Source organism: Acidobacteriota bacterium (assembly GCA_028875725.1).
Taxonomy (GTDB): Bacteria; Acidobacteriota; Thermoanaerobaculia; order Multivoradales; family Multivoraceae; genus Multivorans.
The window spans coordinates 950,865-973,006 of the sequence record JAPPCR010000006.1; the positions used below are offsets into that span (position 1 = coordinate 950,865).

At 68.4% G+C, this 22,142-nt stretch carries 13 protein-coding genes; 9 read left to right on the top strand and 4 right to left on the bottom strand.

What is annotated here, in order from left to right; translation table 11 throughout:
- Positions 1-10 precede the first annotated feature (10 nt).
- Together OXI49_05955 and OXI49_05960 are read left to right on the top strand one after the other, a co-directional pair.
- Positions 11-1,549 (top strand): sugar ABC transporter ATP-binding protein, encoded by a 1,539-nt coding sequence (locus OXI49_05955; protein MDE2690041.1) that lies wholly within the window; start codon positions 11-13, stop codon positions 1,547-1,549.
- A complete protein-coding gene (locus OXI49_05960; GenBank protein ID MDE2690042.1) occupies positions 1,542-2,963 on the top strand; it encodes an ABC transporter permease in 1,422 nt (473 codons plus the stop codon). Before OXI49_05955 ends, OXI49_05960 begins: the two co-directional genes overlap by 8 nt.
- Here the strand turns inward: OXI49_05960 and aroE are convergent.
- Positions 2,897-3,742, bottom strand: a complete 846-nt coding sequence (gene aroE / locus OXI49_05965; protein MDE2690043.1) for a shikimate dehydrogenase — start codon at positions 3,740-3,742, stop codon at positions 2,897-2,899. The genes OXI49_05960 and aroE overlap by 67 nt on opposite strands.
- 63 nt (positions 3,743-3,805) lie before the next feature.
- Between aroE and OXI49_05970 the strand changes: the two genes are divergently transcribed.
- From OXI49_05970 to OXI49_05990, 5 genes are all read left to right on the top strand, one after another.
- Positions 3,806-4,741 carry a hypothetical protein gene (locus OXI49_05970; GenBank protein MDE2690044.1) on the top strand — a complete coding sequence of 312 codons (936 nt, stop codon included), beginning with the start codon at positions 3,806-3,808 and terminating at the stop codon, positions 4,739-4,741.
- A 97-nt stretch (positions 4,742-4,838) separates the two neighbouring features.
- A complete protein-coding gene (locus OXI49_05975; GenBank protein ID MDE2690045.1) occupies positions 4,839-9,500 on the top strand; it encodes an ATP-grasp domain-containing protein in 4,662 nt (1,553 codons plus the stop codon).
- A 58-nt stretch (positions 9,501-9,558) separates the two neighbouring features.
- On the top strand, positions 9,559-10,854 hold the full coding sequence (locus OXI49_05980; protein MDE2690046.1) for an NCS2 family permease: 1,296 nt from the start codon (positions 9,559-9,561) through the stop codon (positions 10,852-10,854).
- A gap of 12 nt (positions 10,855-10,866) precedes the next feature.
- On the top strand, positions 10,867-12,015 hold the full coding sequence (locus tag OXI49_05985; protein MDE2690047.1) for a hypothetical protein: 1,149 nt from the start codon (positions 10,867-10,869) through the stop codon (positions 12,013-12,015).
- On the top strand, positions 12,012-13,820 hold the full coding sequence (locus tag OXI49_05990) for an ABC transporter transmembrane domain-containing protein (protein MDE2690048.1): 1,809 nt from the start codon (positions 12,012-12,014) through the stop codon (positions 13,818-13,820). Before OXI49_05985 ends, OXI49_05990 begins: the two co-directional genes overlap by 4 nt.
- 29 nt (positions 13,821-13,849) lie before the next feature.
- On the opposite strand, the gene OXI49_05995 is transcribed toward OXI49_05990, so the two are convergent.
- Complete coding sequence (locus OXI49_05995) at positions 13,850-16,549, bottom strand: TonB-dependent receptor (protein ID MDE2690049.1); 2,700 nt, start codon at positions 16,547-16,549, stop codon at positions 13,850-13,852.
- A gap of 224 nt (positions 16,550-16,773) precedes the next feature.
- Between OXI49_05995 and OXI49_06000 the strand changes: the two genes are divergently transcribed.
- The gene (locus tag OXI49_06000) at positions 16,774-18,438 is read left to right on the top strand and encodes a hypothetical protein (GenBank protein ID MDE2690050.1); all 1,665 of its coding nucleotides are present in this window, start codon (positions 16,774-16,776) and stop codon (positions 18,436-18,438) included.
- Between the two features lie 101 nt (positions 18,439-18,539).
- Positions 18,540-19,310: a hypothetical protein gene (locus OXI49_06005; GenBank protein ID MDE2690051.1), complete on the top strand. Its 771-nt coding sequence runs from the start codon at positions 18,540-18,542 to the stop codon at positions 19,308-19,310.
- A 47-nt stretch (positions 19,311-19,357) separates the two neighbouring features.
- Here the strand turns inward: OXI49_06005 and OXI49_06010 are convergent, their stop codons facing one another.
- Positions 19,358-20,899, bottom strand: a complete 1,542-nt coding sequence (locus tag OXI49_06010) for a BCCT family transporter (GenBank protein MDE2690052.1) — start codon at positions 20,897-20,899, stop codon at positions 19,358-19,360.
- Positions 20,900-20,903: 4 nt separating this feature from the next.
- Positions 20,904-22,142 (bottom strand): M20/M25/M40 family metallo-hydrolase, encoded by a 1,239-nt coding sequence (locus OXI49_06015; GenBank protein MDE2690053.1) that lies wholly within the window; start codon positions 22,140-22,142, stop codon positions 20,904-20,906.

Below are 22,142 nucleotides of genomic sequence, written 5' to 3' on the forward strand. Positions count from 1 at the left end.
GTACAGCAACTTGCTCGAACTCCAGCGGATCAGCAAGAGCTACCCGGGCGTGGACGCGCTTCGCGCCGTCAGCCTGGCAGTAGGCGCGGGCGAGGTGCTGGGACTGGTCGGGGAGAACGGCGCCGGCAAGAGCACGCTGATCCGGATCGTCTCGGGCGCGGAGCGGCCGGACGCCGGACGGATCGGGTTCGAGGGCGAGGCCGCGGCGTTCGCGTCGCCGGCGGATGCCCGCGAAAGAGGGATCGCGGTGATCCACCAGGAACTCAGCCTGGTGCCGCAACTGAGCGTGCGCGAGAACCTCTTTCTCGGCGCCGGCTGGTCCCGGCGGGGGATCGTCCGCCGGCGCTGGGAGGAGCGGGAGGCGCGGCGTCTGCTCGGGCTGCTCGAGATGGACATCGATCCGGACACCCGCTGCTCGGAGCTGTCTCTCGGTGCCCGCCAGGCGGTCGAGATCGCGAAGGCCCTGGCGCTCGAACCCCGGCTGCTGATCCTGGACGAGCCGACCGCGGCGCTGTCGCCACGCGAGGCGCGTGCGCTGCTGTGCGAGGTGCGGGAACTGGCGCGCCGTGGGGCGGCCGCGATCTACATCAGCCACCGGCTGGAGGAGATCGAGGCCGTGGCCGACCGGGTCGCCGTGCTCCGCGACGGCGAACTCGTGCGGAGCATCGACCGGCGCGAACCGGCCAGCGGCGACGACGGGCTCGCGCCGCTCGATCGGGACGAGCTGATCGAGGCCATGGTCGGTCGCAGCCTGAGCGCGGAGTTCCCGCCCCGACTACCGGCGGGAATCGGTGAACCCCGGCTCGAGGTCCGGGGACTGTCGGCCGGTCGGCGCGTCCGGGACGTGTCGTTCGACATCCGCCGCGGCGAGGTCCTGGGGCTCGCGGGCCTGGTGGGAGCGGGCCGGACCGAGGTGGCGCGGATGATCTTCGGCGCCGCTGCGCCCGACCGCGGCGAGGTGCGGCTCGACGGCACGCGGCTTGAGCTCCGGTCGCCGCGCCAGGCGATCAGGAACGGCATCTGCCTGTTGCCGGAGGATCGCAGGGGCCACGGCCTGGTGCTGAACCGGAGCGCGCGGGCCAACTTCGCGCTCCCCAACCTGGACCGTTTCCGGCGGCCTGGTGGTGTGGTCGATCGCCAGCGCGAGGGCCGCGCCTTCAGCCGGTGGCGGGAGCAACTGGACATTCGGCTTGTCCGGGCCGGTCAGCGGGTGGCGACGCTGTCGGGCGGTAACCAGCAGAAAGTCGTGATCGCCAGGTGGCTCGAACGCGGCGCCGGGGTCGTCCTCTGCGACGAGCCGACCCGGGGCATCGATGTCGGGGCGCGCTACGAGATCTACGAGTGGATCCGCCGCATGGCGTCGGAGGGCAAGGCCGTGCTTCTGATCAGCTCGGAGCTGGAGGAGGTTCTCGGCATGAGTGACCGCGTGCTGGTCATGCACGGCGGGCGGATTCGGGGCGAGATCGCGGATCCGGCGCGCGCCGACCCGGCCGGCGTGCTGCGGATCGCCGCCGGTATCGAACGCTCGGAGGAACCGTCCGTTGCCTGAGGAGAAGGGCGGGCGCATGGGCCGGTGGCGTCACAGGCTGCTGGACCTCCTGGGCAGGAACCTCTCGGTCGTCGTGCTGGTCCTCCTCTGCCTGATCTCGAGTGCGGCGACCTGGCGCGAACAGAACCCGGTCACGAGTCGTTCCGGTGCCGCGGTCGCGCGGCAGGTGCTGGAGGCGTGCCAGGCGCCCTGCTCGGTACTCGTCGTGGCGCGGGACACGGAGGGCGACCGGGTGTTCGTGCAGGCGATCGAACAGGGCCTCGGCGCCGCCGGCGCCCGGATCGCCGGTCGCGTGTTCGGCCAGCCGCGGGACGTCCGGCTCGAGTTGGAGCGGATCGCCGGGACCGACGGTTCCTTCGACGCGATCGCTACCCACCGGATCGCGTCCGAGTGGGGGCCGGTGCGAACCGCCGGGACGCCGGTATTCGCGCCGGGGAGCTACCACTGGCCAACGTTCCTGACCGCCCGCAACCTCCTCAACGTGGTGAACCAGAACGCGGACATCGCGATCATCGCGCTCGGCATGACCCTGGTCATCCTGACCGCGGGCATCGATCTCTCCGTCGGCAGCCTGTTGGCGCTGGCAGGCGTGATCGCGGCGGTGACGGCACAGGAGTGGTTCGGAGGCGCCGCGGCCTCGCCGGCCGGCCTTCTGGCGGCCATGCTGTTGGGTGTCGCGGCAGCTGCTCTGGGCGGCCTCCTCAGCGGGACGATGGTCACCGCGTTCCGGGTGCCGCCATTCGTCGCCACGCTTGGCTTGATGATGCTGGCGCGCGGCCTGGCGCTGATTCTGGCCGTCGGTCATCAGCGGCGCCTGATGGGCGGGGGCGCCGAGGGTACGCCGGAGGCGGTGCGGGTCGACGCGGCCGTCTTCGCCTGGCTCGGCAACGGCGCCGTGCTGGGCGTGCCGAATCCGATCCTGCTCATGCTGGTCCTGTTCGTCGCCGCTCACCTGCTGATGACGCGAACCATGTTCGGACGCTACGTCTACGCCGTCGGCGGCAACGTCGAGGCGGCGCGCCTCTCTGGCGTGCCGGTGACGGCGGTGCTGCTCGCCGTCTACTGCCTGTGCGGGGCGTTCGCCGGCCTCGCGGGCATCGTCGACGCTTCCCGCTTCGAGGGCGGACGGCCCAACGCCGGTGAGCTCTACGAGCTGCAGGTCATCGCCGCGGTCGTGGTCGGCGGCGCGAGCCTCGCGGGTGGCCGCGGCCGGATTGCGGGAACGCTGATCGGCGCGATGATCATCGCCGTCATCCAGAACGGCCTGAACATCGCGGGTGTCGCGTCCTACGAGCAGAAGGTCGTGTTTGGGGCTCTGATCCTCGCCGCGGTGCTGCTCGACCGGCTTCAGCCGAAGATCGCCTCCAGGCGGGCCCGCATGACCCGGGCATCGACGTCGACCCCGGTCCAGTAGCGGATCCCGGCGACGCCCTGGTTGACGAGCATGCCGAGGCCGTCGAGCACGGTGCAGCCACGGGCGGCTGCCGCCGTGAGCAGGCGTGTGGCGGGTGGATTCGGAACCACGTCGGCGACCACCATGACGGGTTCGAGAGTGTCGACGTTGAGCGGCACTGCCGCGTCGACATCCGGGTAAAGCCCGATCGACGTCGCGTTGATCACGATGTCGACGGCCTTCGGCAGGCGGTAGATACCGCGCCAGTGCACGAAGCGGACTTGGGTCTCCGTACGGCCGGCGATGTGGGCCGCCAGTTCCTCGCCGCGTTCGCGGGTGCGGTTGACGATCGTGATCTCGGCTGCTCCCGCCAGCGCGAGTTCGACCGCGATCGCCCGCGCGGCGCCGCCGGCGCCGAAGATCACGACTCGCTTGCCGGCCGCCGGCATCACTTCCTCGAGTGAGCGGAGGAAGCCCTTGCCGTCCGTGTTCTCGCCGATGAATCGGCCGTCGCCGTCGCGGACGACGCAGTTCACCGCGCCGATCAGCCGGGCTGATTCGCCCAGCCCGTCGAGGTGCTCGATCACCGTGACCTTGTGGGGAAGCGAACAGTTGAATCCGGCCCAGCCCATGGCGCGGGCACCGGCCACCGCCGCCGCCAGACGGTCCGCCGGCACTTCGCAGTTCAGGTACCGCCAGTGCAGGCGGTGATGACGGAACGCGGCCTCGACCATTTCAACGGTCGGGTTCTCGGCCGCAGGGTCGGCGAAGGATCCAACGATTCGGGGAAGAAAGTCCATCTCGGCGCCAGTCGAGGACATAGTGTAGGGAGTCGCGGGTCAGATCAACGAGGGAGGGTCGAGATGGACAGACGCTTCGGGTTCGCACTTCTGATCTTGGCGCTGGCTGCCTGTGGTGGCCGCGAGCAAGCCGATTCCGGCGCCGGCCACGTAGAGGAAGCCGCCGACGCCGAACCGACCCACCTCGGAGGCTGCATCCTGCTGTCTCCGGTCGGTGAGGTCCCGGACGACGTGTATCAGCACGGCGACGTCGTCGCCACGGAGGCCATGCCGCCGTTCACCAAGGAACTGCAGGTCTACGGGCTCAAGCTGGCGGCCCGCGACGACATCTCGGACGACTTCCTGCGGCTAGTGGCGAAGACGATTGCCGAGTCGTTTCCGCGGGACGCCGGCCTCGACGCCGATCTCCAGCGCGAAGTGCTCGCGAACCACTATCGGTACAGGGCCCTGATTCCGGTTCCGCTCGGCGACGACATGAGCTTCGCGGAGGAGAACGAGGAGCAGTGGGCCGAGATCGAGAAGAACAGCTCGGTGTGCGACATCATCATGCAGGACGGGCCGGTAGGGCCGGAGGGGCAGGTGATGGAGGTGGTCGAGCACATCCTCCACTACGTGACGGACATCGGCCTGCACTACACGTTCCCGGAGGTCTGGGGTATCTCGGAAGATTCGGAGCTCGCCCGCGCGATGAGGAAGGCCGACGACGAGGGCCACTACGTGTTGGACAAGTACCTCGACATCGGAGACGAGGAGGTCCGTTTCCGGGTCCAGATGCAGGAATTCGCCTACTGGTTCATCTCGACGGCCTGGAACCTCCAGGCGCCCTACGGCCCCGTTTGGGAAGACGAGTGGACCATCGTCGACCAAGAGGACCTGCGCCGGAAGCTGCCGGAGATGTACGCGGCCTACGAGGAGACGGCGGCCCGCGTGATGGTCGCTCCCAGCCTGGAGACGTTGCAGGAGATCGGTCCGACCCGGGCGGAGGAACGGGGAAACTGAGCCTCGTTCCGGGCGCGGAGGAATAGCGCCGGAACCGGCCAAGTTACACGTTGCCGGCCCTTTACCGTCCGTTGACCGGGTAGAGTATGCCGTTTGTATGACGATTCTGCTCCAGAGCCAGCCGGAGCCTTCGCGGGGCGATGTCGACCCGCTGTTTCGCGAGGCGGAGCAGCGCGCGCGCGCGTTCTCCCTGTTTCCCGAGCCGGGTGACACGCGGGTCGGCGGAGGCGCCGGGCGCATCTCGGGGCTGATCTCCGAGCGGCGCATCCGCCAGACGCTCAAGCGACTCGCCAGGCTGGAAGTAGACGAGTACATTCGCCGCACGGTGGCCCCGGCCGAGGATCCGGGTCGCGTCGGTACCGGCGCGGTGCTGGCCGCGACGACCTGGGAGCTGGTTGAAGAGCGCAATCACGGTCCGCTCTACGCCGCCGTGTTCGAGACCGGGATCGACGGCCACAGGCGGCGTTTCGGCTTGCTGGCGCAGGAGCGCTCGGTGCAGAACGGCGTATGGATGCCGGAGCACCACGAGCTCGCTGTCGAGGCAATCCGCTCCTTTGCCCGCCGGGCTCTCCCCGTGGTTGCCCTGATGGACACGCCCGGGGCGGACGCGGGCGAGGAGGCGAACCGCGGCAACCAGGCCCACTCGATCTCGAGACTGATCGCCGAGATGGCGCAGCTCCACGTGCCGACGGTAGGGATCGTGCTCGGCAACGGCTACTCGGGTGGAGCGATCCCGCTGGCCACGACGAATGTCCTGCTGTCGGTCCGGGACGGCGTGTTCAACACGATCCAGCCGCGCGGGCTGGCGAACATCGTCCGTCGCTACGATCTGTCCTGGGAAGAGTGCGCCAAGGCCGTCGGCGTCTCGGCCTACGAGCTCTACGAGCAGGGTTATCTCGACGGCGTGATCGACTTCGTTCCCGGCGAGGGCGGCGATCGATTGGCCTGTTTCGAGGACGCGGTAGCCACTTCGATCGCCTTGGTGGAGCAGCGGGCGAAGCTGTTCGTGCGCGACGAACCGGCGGTACTCGAGCACTACCGCCGCAACACGGGGCGCTACGTCGAGCCCTCCCGTAGTCTCTCCGTGCTCGAGGAGTTCGCCCACCTGTCACGCCTGCACAGCCCGGCGGAGCAGGCGAACGTGTTCGGTCTCGCGTTCCGTTACCTGCGCTATCTGGGATTGCGACGCCGCCTGAGTTCGGCGACAGTGTCGGGCTACGGTCGTCTGGCCGCCGCCGAGGTGCCGGCCGGAGCGGCCAGGGCGCGCCGGGAGCGGCAGCGCCGGGCCTCGTTCGAACGTTGGCTCGAAAATCCGCTGGCGGTTCGCTATGACGACGTTCTGAGCCGGACCTACAAACGGTACGCTGCCGCTCGAGACTCGCTGCACGAAGGTCGGGGCCGGCTCGCGTCCTTCCTGCTCGGCAGCCGCGAGTACCACTTCAACCGTGCCCGGGCCGAACTGCTGCTGGAGTACGGCTTCCATCTGTACAACCAGTGGAAGGACGGGGCGGAAGACAACTTCGGGCGCCTGCTCGCGGTCATGCGGACGGTCGAGGAGGAAGGGATCGAAGGAGGGAACTCGGCTTCCGAACCGGGCCTGGTCTCGCAGGCCGCCGACCTCACGGTGCTCGACGTGATCCTCCAGCCGCAACTCCTGCGGCTGTTCCGGCGCGAGTGCGAGAACTTCATCTGCTTCGACCGGCTCTACGACCACATCTTCCTGCACCTGCGCGAGATCGCCAGCGAGGCGCGCGAGGAGAACGTGATTGCGCGCGAGTCGGTTCACCTCCTCCTGCGCCATTCGCTGAACGCGGCGATGGGGGAGCTGACGGCGGGGCTCGAGGGTGACGCGGCGGAGGAAGCCGAGGCCCGCCTGCGGAGGCAGTTCCGTTCCTGGTTGCGCCACTTCTCGCGGCACCCGCGGCGCGGCCGGCTGCTCAAGGCGGTGGCCGAGTGGAAACGGCTCCAGATGCCGCGGATCTCGGAACCGCTCTTCGGCCTGGTGACGTTCCTGTTCGAACGCTTGCTGCCGAACTTCTACGAGGACGAACAGGGGATCCGCGGCTACGACGGTCGCATCTCGCCCCGCAATATCGGAATCAAGGACTTCTGGAACCGTCTCGACGCCGCTTACCGCGACCTCTTGCTCGAGGATGTTCTGTCCGAGCAGAAACGGAACACTCCGCGCCGGCCTCAGGCGGTCCTCGATCGCTTCTTCTACGACGTGCAGGAGATCGAAGCGGACCGGATGACCGCCGATCCGGTGAGCTTCCCGGGACTGCGGGTTTCGATCGAGCGGGCGCTCGAGCAGGGCGTCACGCCGTGCGGGACGGTAGCGGCTCTGGCCCGAATCCGTACCGGCGCCCTGACCGACGGCGAGGACGGCGGCGCCGCGGGGAACCGGGTGGGAGTACTGGTCTCCAACCTCGCGTTCCAGGCCGGTTCGTTCGACATGGCGAGCGCGGAGAAGTTCTGCAAGCTCCTGCTTCGTTGTGCGGAGGAACGTCTTCCGGTCGTGTGTTTCATCTCCTCGGGCGGCATGCTGACCAAGGAAGGCGCCGGCGCCCTGTTCTCGATGTCGATCGTCAACGACCGGATCACGCGCTTCGTCCGCGAGAACGGCCTGCCGGTGATCTGCTTCGGCTACGGCGACTGCACGGGTGGCGCCCAGGCCAGTTTGGTTACCCATCCCCTGGTCCAGACCTACTACTTCTCGGGCACGAACATGCCTTTCGCCGGGCAGATCGTCGTGCCTTCGCATCTGCCGATGGCTTCGACGCTCTCGAACTACCTGAGCGAGGTCGAGGGTTCGATGCACGGGCTCGTCGAGCACCCCTTCGGCGAGGAGCTCGATGAGCAGTTACGTCAGGTCGATTCGCAGATTCCGGTTCCCGAGGACACGGTCGATGCCGTTCTCCAGCGGCTGCTCCAGGAGGAGCGACGCGTCGAGTTCCTGACTTCCCGCCGCCGCCGGCGGGAGGAGGCGGAGGTGAACGAGCCTGTGCCTTCGGTTGCTCCGCGCCAGGTGCGGCGGGCCCTGATCCACGCGCGGGGTTGCACCGCCGTGAAGCTCGTGCGGGTCGCTCAGAGGGCCGGCGTCGAGGTGATCCTGGTGCAATCCGACCCGGACGTCGACTCGCCGGCGGCGACGATGCTGCGTGAGCGCGACACGCTCGTCTGCATCGGCGGCAGCACGCCGGACGAGAGCTACCTGAATGCTCATTCGGTAATCCGCATCGCCGAGCGGGAAGGGGCCGACGCCCTCCATCCCGGAATCGGATTCCTGTCCGAGAGCGCTTCCTTCGCCGACCTTTGCCGGGGTCACGGGCTGAACTTCATCGGTCCGACCGGCGATGCGATGCGGCGGATGGGCAACAAGTCGAACGCGATCCAGACCGCGGTGCAGGTGGGCGTGCCCGTGGTGCCCGGCAGCGAGGGCATCCTGACGGACGCGGACACGGCGCTCGCCGTCGCCGAGTCGATCGGTTTCCCGGTCATGCTCAAAGCGGTTCATGGCGGTGGTGGCAAGGGCATTCGGCGGGTGGACCGGGCGGAGGACTTCCGGGAAGCGTTCGCGCAGATTCGCGTCGAGGCGGAGAGCGCCTTCGGCAACGCGGACTGCTATCTCGAGAAGTGCGTCGTGTCGTTGCGCCACGTCGAGGTGCAGGTTCTATGCGACCAGCACGGCACGGTGCGGGTGCTCGGCCTGCGCGACTGCAGCGTCCAGCGCAACAACCAGAAACTGATCGAGGAATCGGGGTCGACGGCGTTGCCGGAGGCGCTACGCGACGAGAGCTTCCGCTACGCGGCGGCGATCGCCTCGGAGATCGGCTATGTCGGCGCGGGCACCGTGGAGTTCATCTTCGACCTCGAGGACCAGAAGCTCTACTTCATGGAGATGAACACGCGGCTTCAGGTCGAGCACCCGGTGACCGAGGCGGTCACCGGCACGGACATCGTCAAGGCCCAGTTCGAGATCGCCGGCGGGACGAGGATCGCCGAGTCGCCCTTCGCGGAGGAGGGCTACGCGATGGAGGTCCGGATCAACGCGGAGCGCGCCTCCCTCTCGGCGGACGGGATCGATCTCCTGCCCTCGCCCGGGACGGTGACGCGCTGCGACTTCCCGCAGCGTGCGGACATCGACGTGCTGGCGGCGATCGACACGGGCGCCGTCGTGTCGCCCTACTACGACAGCCTCGTCGCGCAGGTCGTGTGCCACGGCAGGGACCGCGCGGACACGATCGCTCGCCTCATCTCCTACCTGGAAGAGGTCGCCATCGAGGGCGTGTGCACGAACCTGCCGCTGCTGGGCCGCATCCTGGGCGACGAGCAGTTCCAGTCAGGCGACTACGACACGCGCTTTCTCACGGACTTCCTCGACCGTACTTCCGGCGACGAGCTGGTGGACGAAGTCGAGCGCTTCGCGGGTGTCGGCCGAAACGCCGACCGGGCCGACATCGAGATCGAGGGCAGCGACGAGCTCAAGGTCAAGGCGCCGTCCGGCGGTCTCTTCTACGCCGCGTCCTCCCCGAACGATCCTCCCTTTGTTCGCGCGGGGGACATCGTGAGCCGGGAGAAGACGCTGTGCCTGATCGAGGCGATGAAACTGTTCAGGCCGGTGTCCCTCGCGTCGCTTGACGGCGGCGCGGAGCTGTTCGACGGCCATTCCCGCTATGAGGTGATGCGAGTCAACGCGGCGAACGGCCAGGTCGTGAATCAGGGCGATCTGCTCTTCGTCGTGAGGCCGGCGGAAGGCTGATCGGCGGCTTGCGGCGGGCGGACCACACTTCAGGAGCGCTATCGGCCGGGAGGTCCGCGTGCTGAATCGCATCTTCCATCTCGACCGCCACCAGACGACGGTCAGGAGAGAGGTCGCCGCCGGCGTCACGACTTACCTGACGATGGCCTACGTCGCCGTCGTCAACCCGCAGATCCTCAGCGAGGCGGGGATGGACCGGGGGGCGGTCTTCGTCGCCACCTGTCTCGCCGCGGCGATTGCCTGCGCCGCGATGGGTCTGTACGCGAACTACCCGATCGCGCTGGCGCCGGGAATGGGGATCAACGCCTACTTCACGTACGGCGTCGTGCTGGGGATGGGGCACCCCTGGCAGGTCGCGCTGGGAGCGCTGTTCATCTCCGGCGTCTGTTTCGTTCTCATTTCTGTGTTTCCTATCCGGGCCTGGATCGTGAACGCCTTCCCGCGTTCCCTCAAGATGGCGACGGCCGCGGGCATCGGCTTCTTCCTCGCCCTCATTGCGATGCGGAACGCCGGCATGGTGGTCACCAACGAGGCGACGCTGGTCGGACTCGGCGACGTGACGTCCTGGAGCGTCATCCTGGCCGTCGTGGGCCTGGTGCTGATCGCGGCGCTCGATACCCTGAGGAAGGCAGGGGCCGTGCTGATCGGGATCCTCGCCGTGACCCTGATCGGCATCGTCGTCGGTGAGGCGAGCTGGCAGGGAGTGGTGTCGACCGTACCGTCGCTGGCCCCCACGTTTTGGCAACTGGACATCCTTGCCGCCTTCGACGCGGCCTTCATCGGGATCATCTTCGCCTTCCTGTTTACGGATCTGTTCGACACCTCGGGTACTCTGATCGCGGTCTCGAAGCAGGGAAACCTGCTCGACGGGGACGGCAACCTGCCGCGGCTGAGGCACGCCGTCATCGTCGATTCCGGTGCTTCCGTGCTCGGGTCGGTTCTGGGGACGTCCTCGGTAACGAGCTACGTCGAGAGCGCCGCCGGCGTGAAGGCGGGCGGACGCACCGGCCTGACCTCCGTTACGGTCGCGGCGCTGTTCGTGCTGACCCTCTTCCTGTCGCCGCTGGCGGCGACGATCCCGCCGTTCGCGACGGCGGCCGCCCTGCTTTTCGTTGCCAGCGTGATGGTCCGCAACATGATCGAGATCGACTGGAGCGACGCGACCGAGTACGTGCCGGCGGTGGTGCTCGCCGTGACCATCCCGTTCAGCTTCTCGATCGCTCACGGCATAGCGGCCGGCTTCATCACCTACACGGCGATCAAGCTGCTGGCCGGTCGAATCGGTCAACTGCGCCCGGCAGTGGCGGTTCTCGCCGTGGTGTTCATCATCAAGATCGCCCTTCTGGGCACCTGACGGAGCCAGACGATGCGAATGGCGGTTTCGATCCTGTTCGTTGTGGGCGTCCTGGCGGCCTGGCCGCTGTCGGCGCAGCCTTCCGGCGTCTGCGAGACGGACGAGACGTACCAGGCGCTCGACTTCCTGGTCGGCGAATGGCGGCTGGTGTCCGGTGGTGAAGTCGTTGGCAGCAGCAGCGTCGAGAAGCTGGCGGACGGCTGCCTGATCGCGGAAACCTGGACGTTCGCCGATGGCCGATCAGGGCGCACTTACAGCGCGTTCGACGTTGCCGCGGGCGTATGGCGCCGTTTCAGCGTCTCGAACGGTGGCGCGCTGGTGCGGTCGGAAGGCAAGCCGGAGGATAGTGAGCTGGTCCTCACGGGCGAGTTCCTTTCCGCTGACGGACGGCGCTCGATCTGGCGGGAGCGGCTGAGGCGAGACGCCGCTGGCCGGATCAGTGCGATCTCGGGCTACTCGCGGCGTGCGGGACGTGGCGATCGCCCGTCCACCGTCGTCTTCGAGGGGATCTACGAGCCGGTGGGTCCGCCCGTTGCCGATCCGCCGGCGCCGGTCGAAACCGCCGCCAGGCCGCCCGCACTGGTCGAAGAGAGACCGTCAGCCGTTGAACACGTGCCGGACGACCCGGCGCCGGCCGAGCCTCGGCCGGCCCCTGCTCCGGTGCCGGCGGCCGGTGAAGTGACGGCCGAGTCGGCCCGGGCCGACGACGCGGCGGCGATCGAACGCATTGCCATGGCGTCGCCCATGGTGCTTCGCCTTCCGCTGGGGAAGGTCGAGTCGCTTCCCGAAGGCTACGGTTGGATCACGCGGGACACCGCTCCTTACCTATGCGAGGGGATAACGATCGAGAGTGTGCAGGTCGAACGTCGCGTTCGCCGCGGCCGGGTCGAGCTCGGCGTGGAGTTGGCCGTCCACGGTACGCGGGCGGCCCGGCGGGTCAGCGTCGGCGTCGAGCTTCGCCGGGGCGGTCGCCCGGATGCCGATGACGCGGTCGCCTCGGGCGCCGTCGCGGGCCCGGTCGGCCGCACCATTCCCGCGCAGATCGAACACGGCTCAGTGGCGCTCGAGATTCCCCTGGCGATGGACGCCGACGCTTTCGACGAGATCGTCGGGGACGCTGAGCGGCCGGAGCTCGTCATCACGCTGACGGTCGGCAGGTGAGTCTCTCGGGGCTCGAAGCGGATGAGCCGTCTTCCGCGGCGGTGCCGTTCCGGCGGCTGTACGGTCTGGCCCGGCCGTATCTCGCGCCGCTGATCTCCGCGACCGTGCTGTTGCTGGTCGGCAGCGGCGTCAGTCTCCTGTGGCCGTTTCTGGCCGGACGAATCGTCGACACCGCCCTCGACGTGGACGCGCGGAGTCGGTTGGCGCAGTTGGTCGGCGGCTTGATCGTGCTGTTTGCGGGCGTCGGCACGTTGTACTTCTTCCAGATCTGGCTTCTGGGAGGGGCTGGAGCTCGCCTTCTGCGGGATCTCCGCCAGCGCCTGTTCGGGCACCTGGTCGGCCTGTCCGTGGACTTCTACGACCAAAGACGCGTTGGCGAACTCCTGTCGCGGATGGGGTCCGACCTCACTGTGGTCCAGACCGCTTTGACGGAGCAGATCCCTTCCGGGCTCCAGGCCCTGGTGCGGCTGGTTGGAGTGTTGACCATCCTCCTCGTTCTCAACACGCGGCTGACGCTGGTCGCGCTGCTGGTCGTTCCACCGGTCGTGGTGCTGGCGACAGTCTTCGGTCGACGACTCGAGAGGGTGGCTCGCCAGGAAGTCGACGCGGTGGCCGAAACCTCGGCCTGGGCGGAGGAGGCTCTCTCAGGCGTTCGGACCCTGCAGGCATTCTCGGCCGAGGAGCAGGCCCGCGAGCGATACCGGGGGCGGCTCTCCCACCTGCTCGCCGTCCAGCTCCGGAACGTCCTCCTGTACGCCACGTTTGGCGGGTTGATGACCTTCGGTGGCTACACGGCCTTCGCGCTGGTCTTCGGCTATGGCGCCGGGTTGATGTACGAAGGTTCGCTCACCGCGGGGGAACTGTCGACGTTCCTGCTCTACACGTTCATGATCGCGCTTTCCGTGGGACAGCTGGGTTCCCTCTACGCCGGCTATCGGCGACTGCGCGGCTCGAGTGAGCGGGTGTTCGAACTGCTGGACCGGGAATCCGCGATCATCGACTCGCCGTCGTCCGCTCCCTTGTTCGAGAGCGCTTCCGGGCTGAGCGTTCGCTCGGTCGGCTTCCGCTACGAAACCGCTGAGCAACCGGCGCTCACCGACGTGTCGCTGGAAGTGGAGTCAGGGGAGCTGGCCGCCTTGGTCGGACCTTCGGGTTCGGGGAAGAGCACGCTCTTCTCACTGCTGTTGCGCTTCTATGAACCCCAGCAGGGCGAAGTGCTGCTCGATGGCCGGTCTCTTCGCGACATCGCGCTGGGCGATCTGCGTCGCCGGATGGCCCTGGTGCCGCAGGAGATCTTCCTGTTCTCCGGCTCCGTGGCCGAGAACATTCGTCTGGCCAAGCCCGCGGCGGGCGACGCCGAGGTCCGTGCCGCCGCCGAGGCTGCGGGTGCGGCGTCCTTCATCGAAAGCCTCGATGAGGGTTTCGCGACGGAGGTTGGCGAGCGCGGCGTGCGCCTCTCGGCTGGCCAGCGCCAGCGGATCGCGATCGCTCGCGCGTTCCTGCGCGACCCGCAGATCCTCCTGCTGGACGAGGCGACGAGCTCTCTCGACCCGGACTCGGAGGCGACGGTCCAGCGCGCGATCGAGCAGTTGCTCGAGGGCAGGACGACGATCGTCATCGCCCACCGCCTGGCCACCGCGCGCCGGGCCCGGCGCATCCACGTCCTGGACCAGGGTCGGCTGGTCGCCGCCGGCAGCCACGAGGAGCTGTACGCGGCGAACGAACTCTACCGCCGCTACTGGTTGCTCCAGAGCCTGGAAAGGCAACAGCCGCCCGCGCCGATCCAGTCGGCGGCGGGCGGCTGAGGCAGGTCGAACGCTGAGATCGGGAGCTTCTAGAAGCTCTGACCCCAGGCGTAGTTGAAGCGGACGTAGTAGTAGGCCCCGTTGAAGCCGAACGGTGAGAACTGACCGTACCGGTTGCCGACTCCATCGGCGGCGCCGGGGTTGTCTTCCGGATAGGTGTTCAACAGGTTCTGCACGCCGATGGCGATCGACGTGTTGTTCGGCAGCGGGAAGCCGAGTTCGACGTCGAGCAGGAACTCGCCGCTGTAGTCCGGGTACATCGGCGCGTTGTTCCGGCCCAGGAGGTTCTGCGCGTCCTCACTGTCCCACCAGCCGTCGAAGTAGTTCACGCGGGCCATCAGGTTCCAGTTGTCGGCGCCGTGGTTCATCGCCAGGTTGTAGCGGAACTTCGGCAGACCCTGTTCGATCGTGGCGATGCGGAAGGGGCCGACCGTGTCGGGGTTGTGGTCCGTGACCTCCGTGTCGGTGTAGTTGAACACGAGGCTGAAGCTCGTGTCGCCGCCGAGTTCCGGCGGCGTCCATGTGCCGACCACGTCCAGACCCTGCGTCTGGGTCGCGAAGTCGTTGACGAAGAACCGGAAGTTCTTCAGGTTCCGCGCCTCGACGAAGCCGCCGGAGAGCAGTTGCTCGATCTCCGCATCCGTCACGCAGTTCGGTTCCTGAATCAGGGCGCACTGGCGGAAGGTCTCGGACACCGCGAGCCGATCGTCCACGTCGATGAGGAAGATGTCCGCCGTCAGGGTGAACTCGCCCTGGTCGACGACCAAGCCCGCCGAGAAGTTGACCGCCTCCTCGGGCTGGAGGTCCTCGCCGCCTCGCAGAGCAGCCGGCAAGGAGGTCGAAGGCACGGTGCCGCTGTTCGACAGGCCGCCGGTCTCGGGGTCGAAGGCGGTCGTCACGTTGAACGCGTTCTGCTGGCCGGGCGTCGGCGCGCGGAAGCCGGTGCTGGCCGCGGCGCGCAGTGACACCGCGTCGGACACCTGGCGGCGGCCGGACACCTTCGCGTTGATCGTGTTGCCGAAGCCGTCGAAGTCCTCGACCCGCAGCGCGGCGGTGAAGGTTCCCCTGTCGTCCGGCGAGTCGATCTCCAGGTCGCCGTAGATGGCGACGTTCGCACGGTCCCAGGTACCCGAGTTCTCGGGCCGGTAGCCGTTGAAGCCGTTCGAGCCGGAGCCGAATCCCTGGGCGGCGTAGGGGCCGATCTCCCAGGACGCGGCGTCCCCGGCGCCGATCCGGAACTGCTCGTTGCGCCACTCAAGGCCCGCGGCGAGACTCATGTTCTCGCGCACCGGATAGGTGATGTCGAAGTTGACGTTCGTATCCGTCTGCTCGTAGATGCCGGGGTTGAACGACGTCGGCGTGTCGTAGCCGAGCGAGGCGTTCACCGTGTTGTAGATGAACTGGTCGACCTCGCTGCTGCCGACGTTGACGCTCAGATCCCAGGTCATGCCGCTGTCGAGGTAGCCGCGGACACCGGCGACGATCGAGGAATCCGTCAGGTCGCCTCCGAACTGCGGCGTGAAGCCGCCGGGGAAGCGCGAGTAGAGGGTGAAGCAGTTCGGATCCGCCTCGATGGCCGCGAGGGCCGCCGGGTCGGGGGCCGTGCCGCCATCGCCGGCCGACACGACCGAGAGCGCGGGACAGCCGCCGGCGCCGGCGACGCCGGTGCTGGCCCAGAGCCGGTCGCCGACCAGGATGGAACCGCCGCTGTCGTTGCTGAACACGCCGGAGCGCGTGTGCGGGTTGCGGAAGTAGAAGCCGCCCGTGGTCGTCCGCGTGGCGTAGTTCGCGTGGCCGTAGAACTGGGCGCCGTTGTTGAAGAGCGTGCCGAAGTTGGCGAACACCTTGATGTCGTCCTCGAGCAGAGGCGAGCCCCAGACCTGCGCCGGGTCTCTCACCATGCTGTTACCTCCGCGGATGACGGACAGCGCGTCGTTTCGCTGGACACTACGGCTGGTCGGGTCGGCGGCTCCGTACTCCATGCTCAGGTTGAAGAAGCCGTTATCGCCCATCGGCATGCCGAAGTTCGCGGCGACCGCGTAGGAGTTGCCCTTGTCGCCGGCGAAGGTGTACTGGCCGCCGAAGCCGGAGCTGGATCCAGGGTTCGAGTCCTGGAACTGGCCGGTGCGGATCTCCACGCTGCCGCCGGAACTCGCATCCTTGAGCTGGAAGTTGAGCACCCCGGCGATCGCGTCGGAGCCGTACTGGGCCGAGGCGCCGTCGCGCAGGACCTCGACCTGCCGCAGCGCGATGGCCGGGATGACGGAAATGTCCGGCCCCTGGGAGCCGTCGGAGATGCCGTTGCCGAGCCAGGCGATGACGGCGGCGCGGTGGCGGCGCTTGCCGTTGACGAGGACCAGCGTGTGGTCCGGCGCCAGACCGCGGAGGTTGGCTGGCCGAATCAGGGTCGCGGCGTCGCTGATCGGCTGGGTGCCGACGTTGTAGGACGGGACGACGGTGCGGATTCGGTTCGTCAGGTCGTTGTTGCCCTGACTGACGAGTTCGGTCTCGGGAATGACGTCGACCGGCACGGGCGATGCGGTGACGGTGCGTCCCTCCGTGCGGGTGCCGACGACGACGATCGTCTCTTCGAACTCTTGCGGTTCTTCGGCCTCGGACTCGTCCTGGGCGTCCCCCTCCTGAGCCAGAACCGGACCGGCCAGACAGAGGGCCAGGAACAGGACCAGCAGGTACGACAGGCGAGGGGGCTCGACTTCAGGTTTGCACATGGGAAGGGCTCCTTTGTTCGATTGCACGTCGACCGCGCCGAGACTACAACAACTCTTGCGGCCGGAACGAGCCGAAACCCGATTCGCCGGCCTCAGATTCCCTTTGGCTGGCGAAGTTAGTGCCCGCCCCACACCCGGCTGCTACCGTCCTGCCCGGTATGGAGGGAGCCTCGGGCAGCGGGAAAGGGTGGCGATGCATCGCTGCGCCGACCTGGCAGCGGGCAGTGCTCTGGGTCCTCCTGCTCGCGCTGGCGGCCGGCGCGGCCGTCTTCGATCCGTCCGACTGGCCCTACACGGTGGGCGACGAGGGCGTCTACGCGATGCAGGCCCAGAGCCTGGCGTTCGACTTCGACCGGCGCTACGAAGAAGCCGACTTTCGGCGCTACCAGCGGTTGACGGGCAAGGTGCCCGACCCGTTGATCCTTCAGAGTGTCGACGACGGAGCGACCCTGGTCTACGCCAAGCCGGTCTTCTACTCGCTGTACCTGGCTCCATTCGTCCGCGCGGCGCCGCAACGAGGGCCGATTCTGGCCAACCTGCTGCTGCTCGTCGCGGCGGCGCTGCTGCTCGACTGCCTGTTGACCACCCGGATCGGGGCCGATGGGCCAGTGGTGGCGGCGTTCCTGCTCTTCTTCTCGGTCACCTTCGGTCATGTCTTCTGGGTCCACGCGGACCTCCTCTACCTGGTCGTCGCGGCCCTCGGACTCTGCTGCCTCGACCCCTGGCTCGAGGGCGTGAAGCTCCGTCCGGCGCGGCTGGTGGCCGGGGGCTTCCTGCTGGCCGTGGCCGGGGCCGGCAGGCCGTTCTACCTCGCGATACTGGCGGCGATGCTGGTGGCCGCGGCGCCGACTCTTCGCCGGAACTGGGGCCGTCGATCGGCTGCTTTGGCGGCGTCGGGAGCGATCCTGCTGCTGCTCGGCTCAGCCTGGTTCCACCGCGCGAGCGGCGGCGCCTGGACTCCCTACGTGAGCGAACGGCAGGGATTCAGCAGCGCGACGGGCTATCCGGACGTCGATTTCGAGCGGCAGCGCTGGCCCGAGCTGCTGTCCGTGCGCGGCGACGCGTCCTGGGTCCGCGAGGGCTTCCTGCTGCCCGACCTCGACGCGGCGCTGCTCGGCCACAACCTGGTCTACGCGTTGATCGGTCGAAGCATCGGCATCGTTCCGTACTTCCTGCCGCTGCTTGTAGCCTGCGCCTGCCTGCGGCCGGGCTCGCGGCGCCGCTGGCTGCTTCTCGGCATCGCCGTCGGTCTCCTGGCCTTCCTGATCAAGAATCCGTACAACTTCTACGGCGGAGCGGGAGCGATCGCGAACCGCTGGTTCCTGCCCCTCTACGCTGCCTGCTGGTTCCTGATCGAGCGCCCGCCGTCCAGGCGCTGGCTCGCGGCGATGTCGGTGGCAGCGGCGCTGTTCGTCCTGCCGCTGTGGCGGACGGCGGCCTCCTTCCCGCTGGAGATCGATCCCGAGCAGGGAGCGCGGCGGCTGCGCTACGTGTCGGCCGCGGCGAAGAGCCTCCTGCCGCTCGAGACGTCCCAGATTCACCTCGGATCGGCCCCGGCGGAAATCCAGCACGGTGACCTGCGCGTCCGGCTGATCGGCGATGGTGTCTGGCGACAGGGTCCGGACGGGATCCGCTATCGACCATCGGCCGACGGCGAACTCCTGGTCGGGTCGCCGGTACGGCTTGCCCGTCTGACGGTGACCCTGGCGCCTGTCGCCGGCGGTACGGGTCAGGCAACGACGCGCCATGTTCTCGAGCGGCCGACCCGAATCGCCCGGCACCGCTACTGGTACGGCGGGATTCCACTGAACTACTACCGCCTGCGCCTGCCGGAGCTGATGGGGGGCGACCGGGAGGTCGTCCTGACGCCCGAGTTCGACTGGCGCTGACCGTCCTTCCGTCGTGTGAGCGTCCTCCTCGACTTCCTGGGCGTTGTTTCCCAGACTCTGCGTGTTGGTAGTCTGACGCCGTGAATGCCGCCGGGGGGATCTTGAAGTGGGCGGTTCCTGTGCTGGCCGTTGCGGCTCTGGCCGCCGCCGCGTCGGCGCAGGATCCGTGCATCGACTGCCACGCCGCGCAGGAACTCGACGAGGTAGCCGAAGTCCACCTGCGGCAGTTCCGCGACTCGGCGCACGCCTCGGCCGGTGTCTCCTGCGCGGACTGTCATGGCGGCAACCCCTCGACGTTCGTTGAGCTGCGCGCCCACAAGGGAGTGCTCAACAGCGCCCACCGCGATAGCCCGACCAATCACTGGAACCTGCCGCAGACCTGCGGCCGCTGCCACGACGCGGAGTACGGGGCGCTGCAGCAGAGCGCCCACTACGCGCTGCTCGAGCGTCGCGTTCGCGCGGCTCCTACCTGTCGCACCTGCCACGGAAGCGTTGCGGCGCAGTCGCTGGGAGTCGAGGGCGGTCTACAGGGGCGTTGCAATCGCTGCCACGGCCCGGACGCCGATCACGACGAGGTGGGCATTCCCGGTGAAGCAGGCCAGGAAGCGCTCGCGCGGGGCGGCCGCAATCTGGCGAGGCTCCGGACCCTGGGCCAACAGCGGGCCGAGGTGAGTCGAGCCGTTCTGCGGCTCAGGGACCCCTCGAAGCGCCATGAGGCGGCCAACGCGCTGTTCGCGATCGACGGCTCGTGGGACGAGGCGATCGAGGCCGGACACGCTTTCCACTGGTCGGACTGGGAGAACGCGCTCGACGCGATGGCGAACTCCATCGCTGAACTCAGGTCGGCGCTGGGGTCCGGCGCCGACCACTGAACGGCTTCGACTGTCGGCCGCGAGGGAGTGTCGGCTCCTCGGGCGGGTCAGGTCTCGGACTCGCGGTCCGCTTCCCGAAGCGAGCGCATCAGGGACACCGCCATGAGCGCTCCGACGACGAGGAGAGGCAGCGAGACGACCAGGGTGGCCGACTGGATGACTCGCAGTTGGTTGTTGCCGCCCTCCTGGCCGATGAACATCAACGTGACTGGCAGAATGCCGACCGCAACGGCCCAGAACAGCCGATGCCACCGGGCCGGATGGGTTCCTTCCGGCAGGTTGCGGGTGGCAGACGCCGCCAGGCAGTAGGACGCGGAGTCGTAGGTCGTGGCAATGAAGACGATCGCCACGAGCGCGAAGACGGCGAGGACGAGGGTCCCGAGCGGCAGAAAGCCGATGCTCTGGGCGATCGCGGTCTCGCTGCCGGCCTGAGCGGCGATGTCGCGCACGGGAAGCGCTCCCGACAGGTCCAGGTGCATGCTGTAGTTGCCGAGCACGGCGTAGAAGAGGGCGCAGCCGAGCGTGCCCAGCACCAGCATGCCGAGGATCAGTTGGCGCACCGTCCGGCCCCGGGAGATGCGGGTCACGAACAGGCCCATGAAGGGTCCGTAGGCAATCCACCAGGCCCAGTAGAAGACGGTCATGTCCTCTATGAAGCCGGTGCGCGCCACAGGGTCCGTCCAGGTGTTCAGCCGGATGAAGTTCTCGAGCATCAAACCGATGGAGTTGGTGCCGCTGCGAAGAAGGAAGTTCGTCGGGCCGACGATCAGGATGAAGGCGAGCAGGACGATCGCGGCGAGGACCGAGCCGTCGGACAGCGGCTTGATGCCTCGTTCGAGTCCGAGGTAGACGCTGGCCGCGAACAGCGTGACGCAGACGAGCAGGATCGTCACCTGAAGTCCGAAGGTCTGTTCGATGCCCAGGACTTCGCTGACGCAGGCCGCCACCATCGGCGTTCCCAGCCCGAGTGAAGTGCCGGTACCGCCGACAAGGGCCAGGATGAACAGGACGTCGACGACCCGCGCAGGGGGGCGGTCGTAGCCGTCGCGGCCGATCAGCGCGTGCAGGCCTGTGCTCAGGCGGAGTACCGGCGCGTGCTGCCGGTAGTAGGGGATCGCGATCGCCACGGCCGGGAAGCAGTACAGCGCCCAGGCCGAGATGCCCCAGTGGAAGATGCCGTAGGTCGCCGCCCATTCGACCGCCTCGGTGGAGTTCGGGGCGAGTTCGAAGGGAGGCTTGTCGAGGTATGTCACCCATTCGATCGTCGACCAGTAGAGGAGTCCTGCCCCGATGCCGGCGCAGAAGAGCATCGCCATCCAACTGAAGATGTTGAAGTCCGGCCGGCTATCTTCGTGGCCGAGCCTTCGCTTGCCGTGGTGGCTGAAGGCGAGCCAGACCAGGAAGACGGTGACCGCCAGCGTCGCCCACTGGTAGATGAGGCCGAAGCGCTCGGTCAGTGACTCGTAGGCCTGGACCACCAGGGCGCCGCCTGCCTGGGGCGACAGCGCGAGGGGAGCGCAGACCAGCACGATCAGCGCGACGCTGACGCCGAAGGCGGTGCGGTCGATGCGGGGTGGGCGAGGAGCCACGCGGTCAGCCGGTGACCGGCATGGCCGCGGCGAGATTCCTCAGCGCAAGTTCCACGGTGTCGACCGCCAGCAGGTACTCGTTCAGATCCAGGTGCTCGTTCGGTGTGTGGTCGAGTGTACTGTCCCCCGGGCCGTAGGCAAGGATGGGACAGCGCCAGACGGGCCAGACGATGTTCATGTCGCAGGTGCCGGTCTTGACGACGAACTTCGGCGCGACCTGCGGGCCGCCGACCGCGCGAATGGCGGCGAGGAACGCGCGGACCAGGGGCGAGTGCCGGTCGGCCCGGACCCCGATCTCGTAGCCGCGCAGGCTCAGTTCCAGGCCGGCATGCCCCTGCTCGCAGCGGATCGTGCCGGTGCCGCGCTCCGGGTCGAGGTCCGAGAACAGCGGCCCGTCGATGTCCGCCGCCGCGCCGCCAAACCAGTCCGTCAGTTCCTCGACCAGTGCGGAGACGTCGAAGTCGACGGGGAGCCTCAGGCCGTAGTCGGCGCGAACAGTGTCATAGAGACCGTCGCTCGTCGTCCCGATCGAGCGCAGGCTGGGCAGCACACGCTCGAAGGGTGTCCGGCCTCCGTGGCGCTCCGCCACCTGTTCCAGGCGCCGCCAGAGGTCGAACGCGGTGATGCCGACGCCGACCTCCGGGCCGGCGGTGTGGCTGCTCGGCCGCCGGGCCATCAGGTCGATCAGCAGGCGTCCCTTGTAACCGAGCGTCACCCGGTGCCAGTGGCTGGGCTCGCCGATGATGCAAAAGTCGGGCGCCGGCTCGTCGCGGCCGTTCAGCCGCTTCAGCAGGAAGTGGGCGCCGCGGGAGGTCGCAGCTTCCTCTTCCGTCGCGCCGGCGACGATCACCCGCAGGTCGTGGGCGCGGGCCCAGTCTCCACCGAGTCGCGCCGCCGCCGCCACGAAGCTGGCGAGCGGCCCCTTCGCGTCGACCGAACCCCGGCCATGCAGGACGCCGTGAGGCGATCCGTCGTCCTCGATCCGGACCGGGATGTTCCCCGGCACAGTGTCGATGTGCCCGAGCAGGACGACCAGGCGGGAGGCCGCGGGGTCGCCCAGTTCGCCGACGGCGTTCAGCGCGCCGTCGACGTGGCAGCGTTCGAGGCCCCGCGCGGCCATCTGTTCGGAGAGCCAGCCGCTGGCGGCCGCTTCGTGCCGCGACAGCGAAGGCACCGCGACGAGTCCCTGCACCAGCTCGATCTCGGCGCGGTGGCGGCCGGCGTCGACGGTCCCGGTGTCCAC

Bases quoted from the DNA above. Each gene is read 5' to 3' on its own strand.
- OXI49_05975 (MDE2690045.1), top strand. From the start codon at position 4,839: ATGACGATTCTGCTCCAGAGCCAGCCGGAGCCTTCGCGGGGCGATGTC.
- OXI49_05985 (MDE2690047.1), top strand. From the start codon at position 10,867: ATGCGAATGGCGGTTTCGATCCTGTTCGTTGTGGGCGTCCTGGCGGCC.
- aroE (MDE2690043.1), bottom strand. From the start codon at position 3,742: ATGGACTTTCTTCCCCGAATCGTTGGATCCTTCGCCGACCCTGCGGCC.
- OXI49_05995 (MDE2690049.1), bottom strand. From the start codon at position 16,549: ATGTGCAAACCTGAAGTCGAGCCCCCTCGCCTGTCGTACCTGCTGGTC.
- OXI49_05970 (MDE2690044.1), top strand. From the start codon at position 3,806: ATGGACAGACGCTTCGGGTTCGCACTTCTGATCTTGGCGCTGGCTGCC.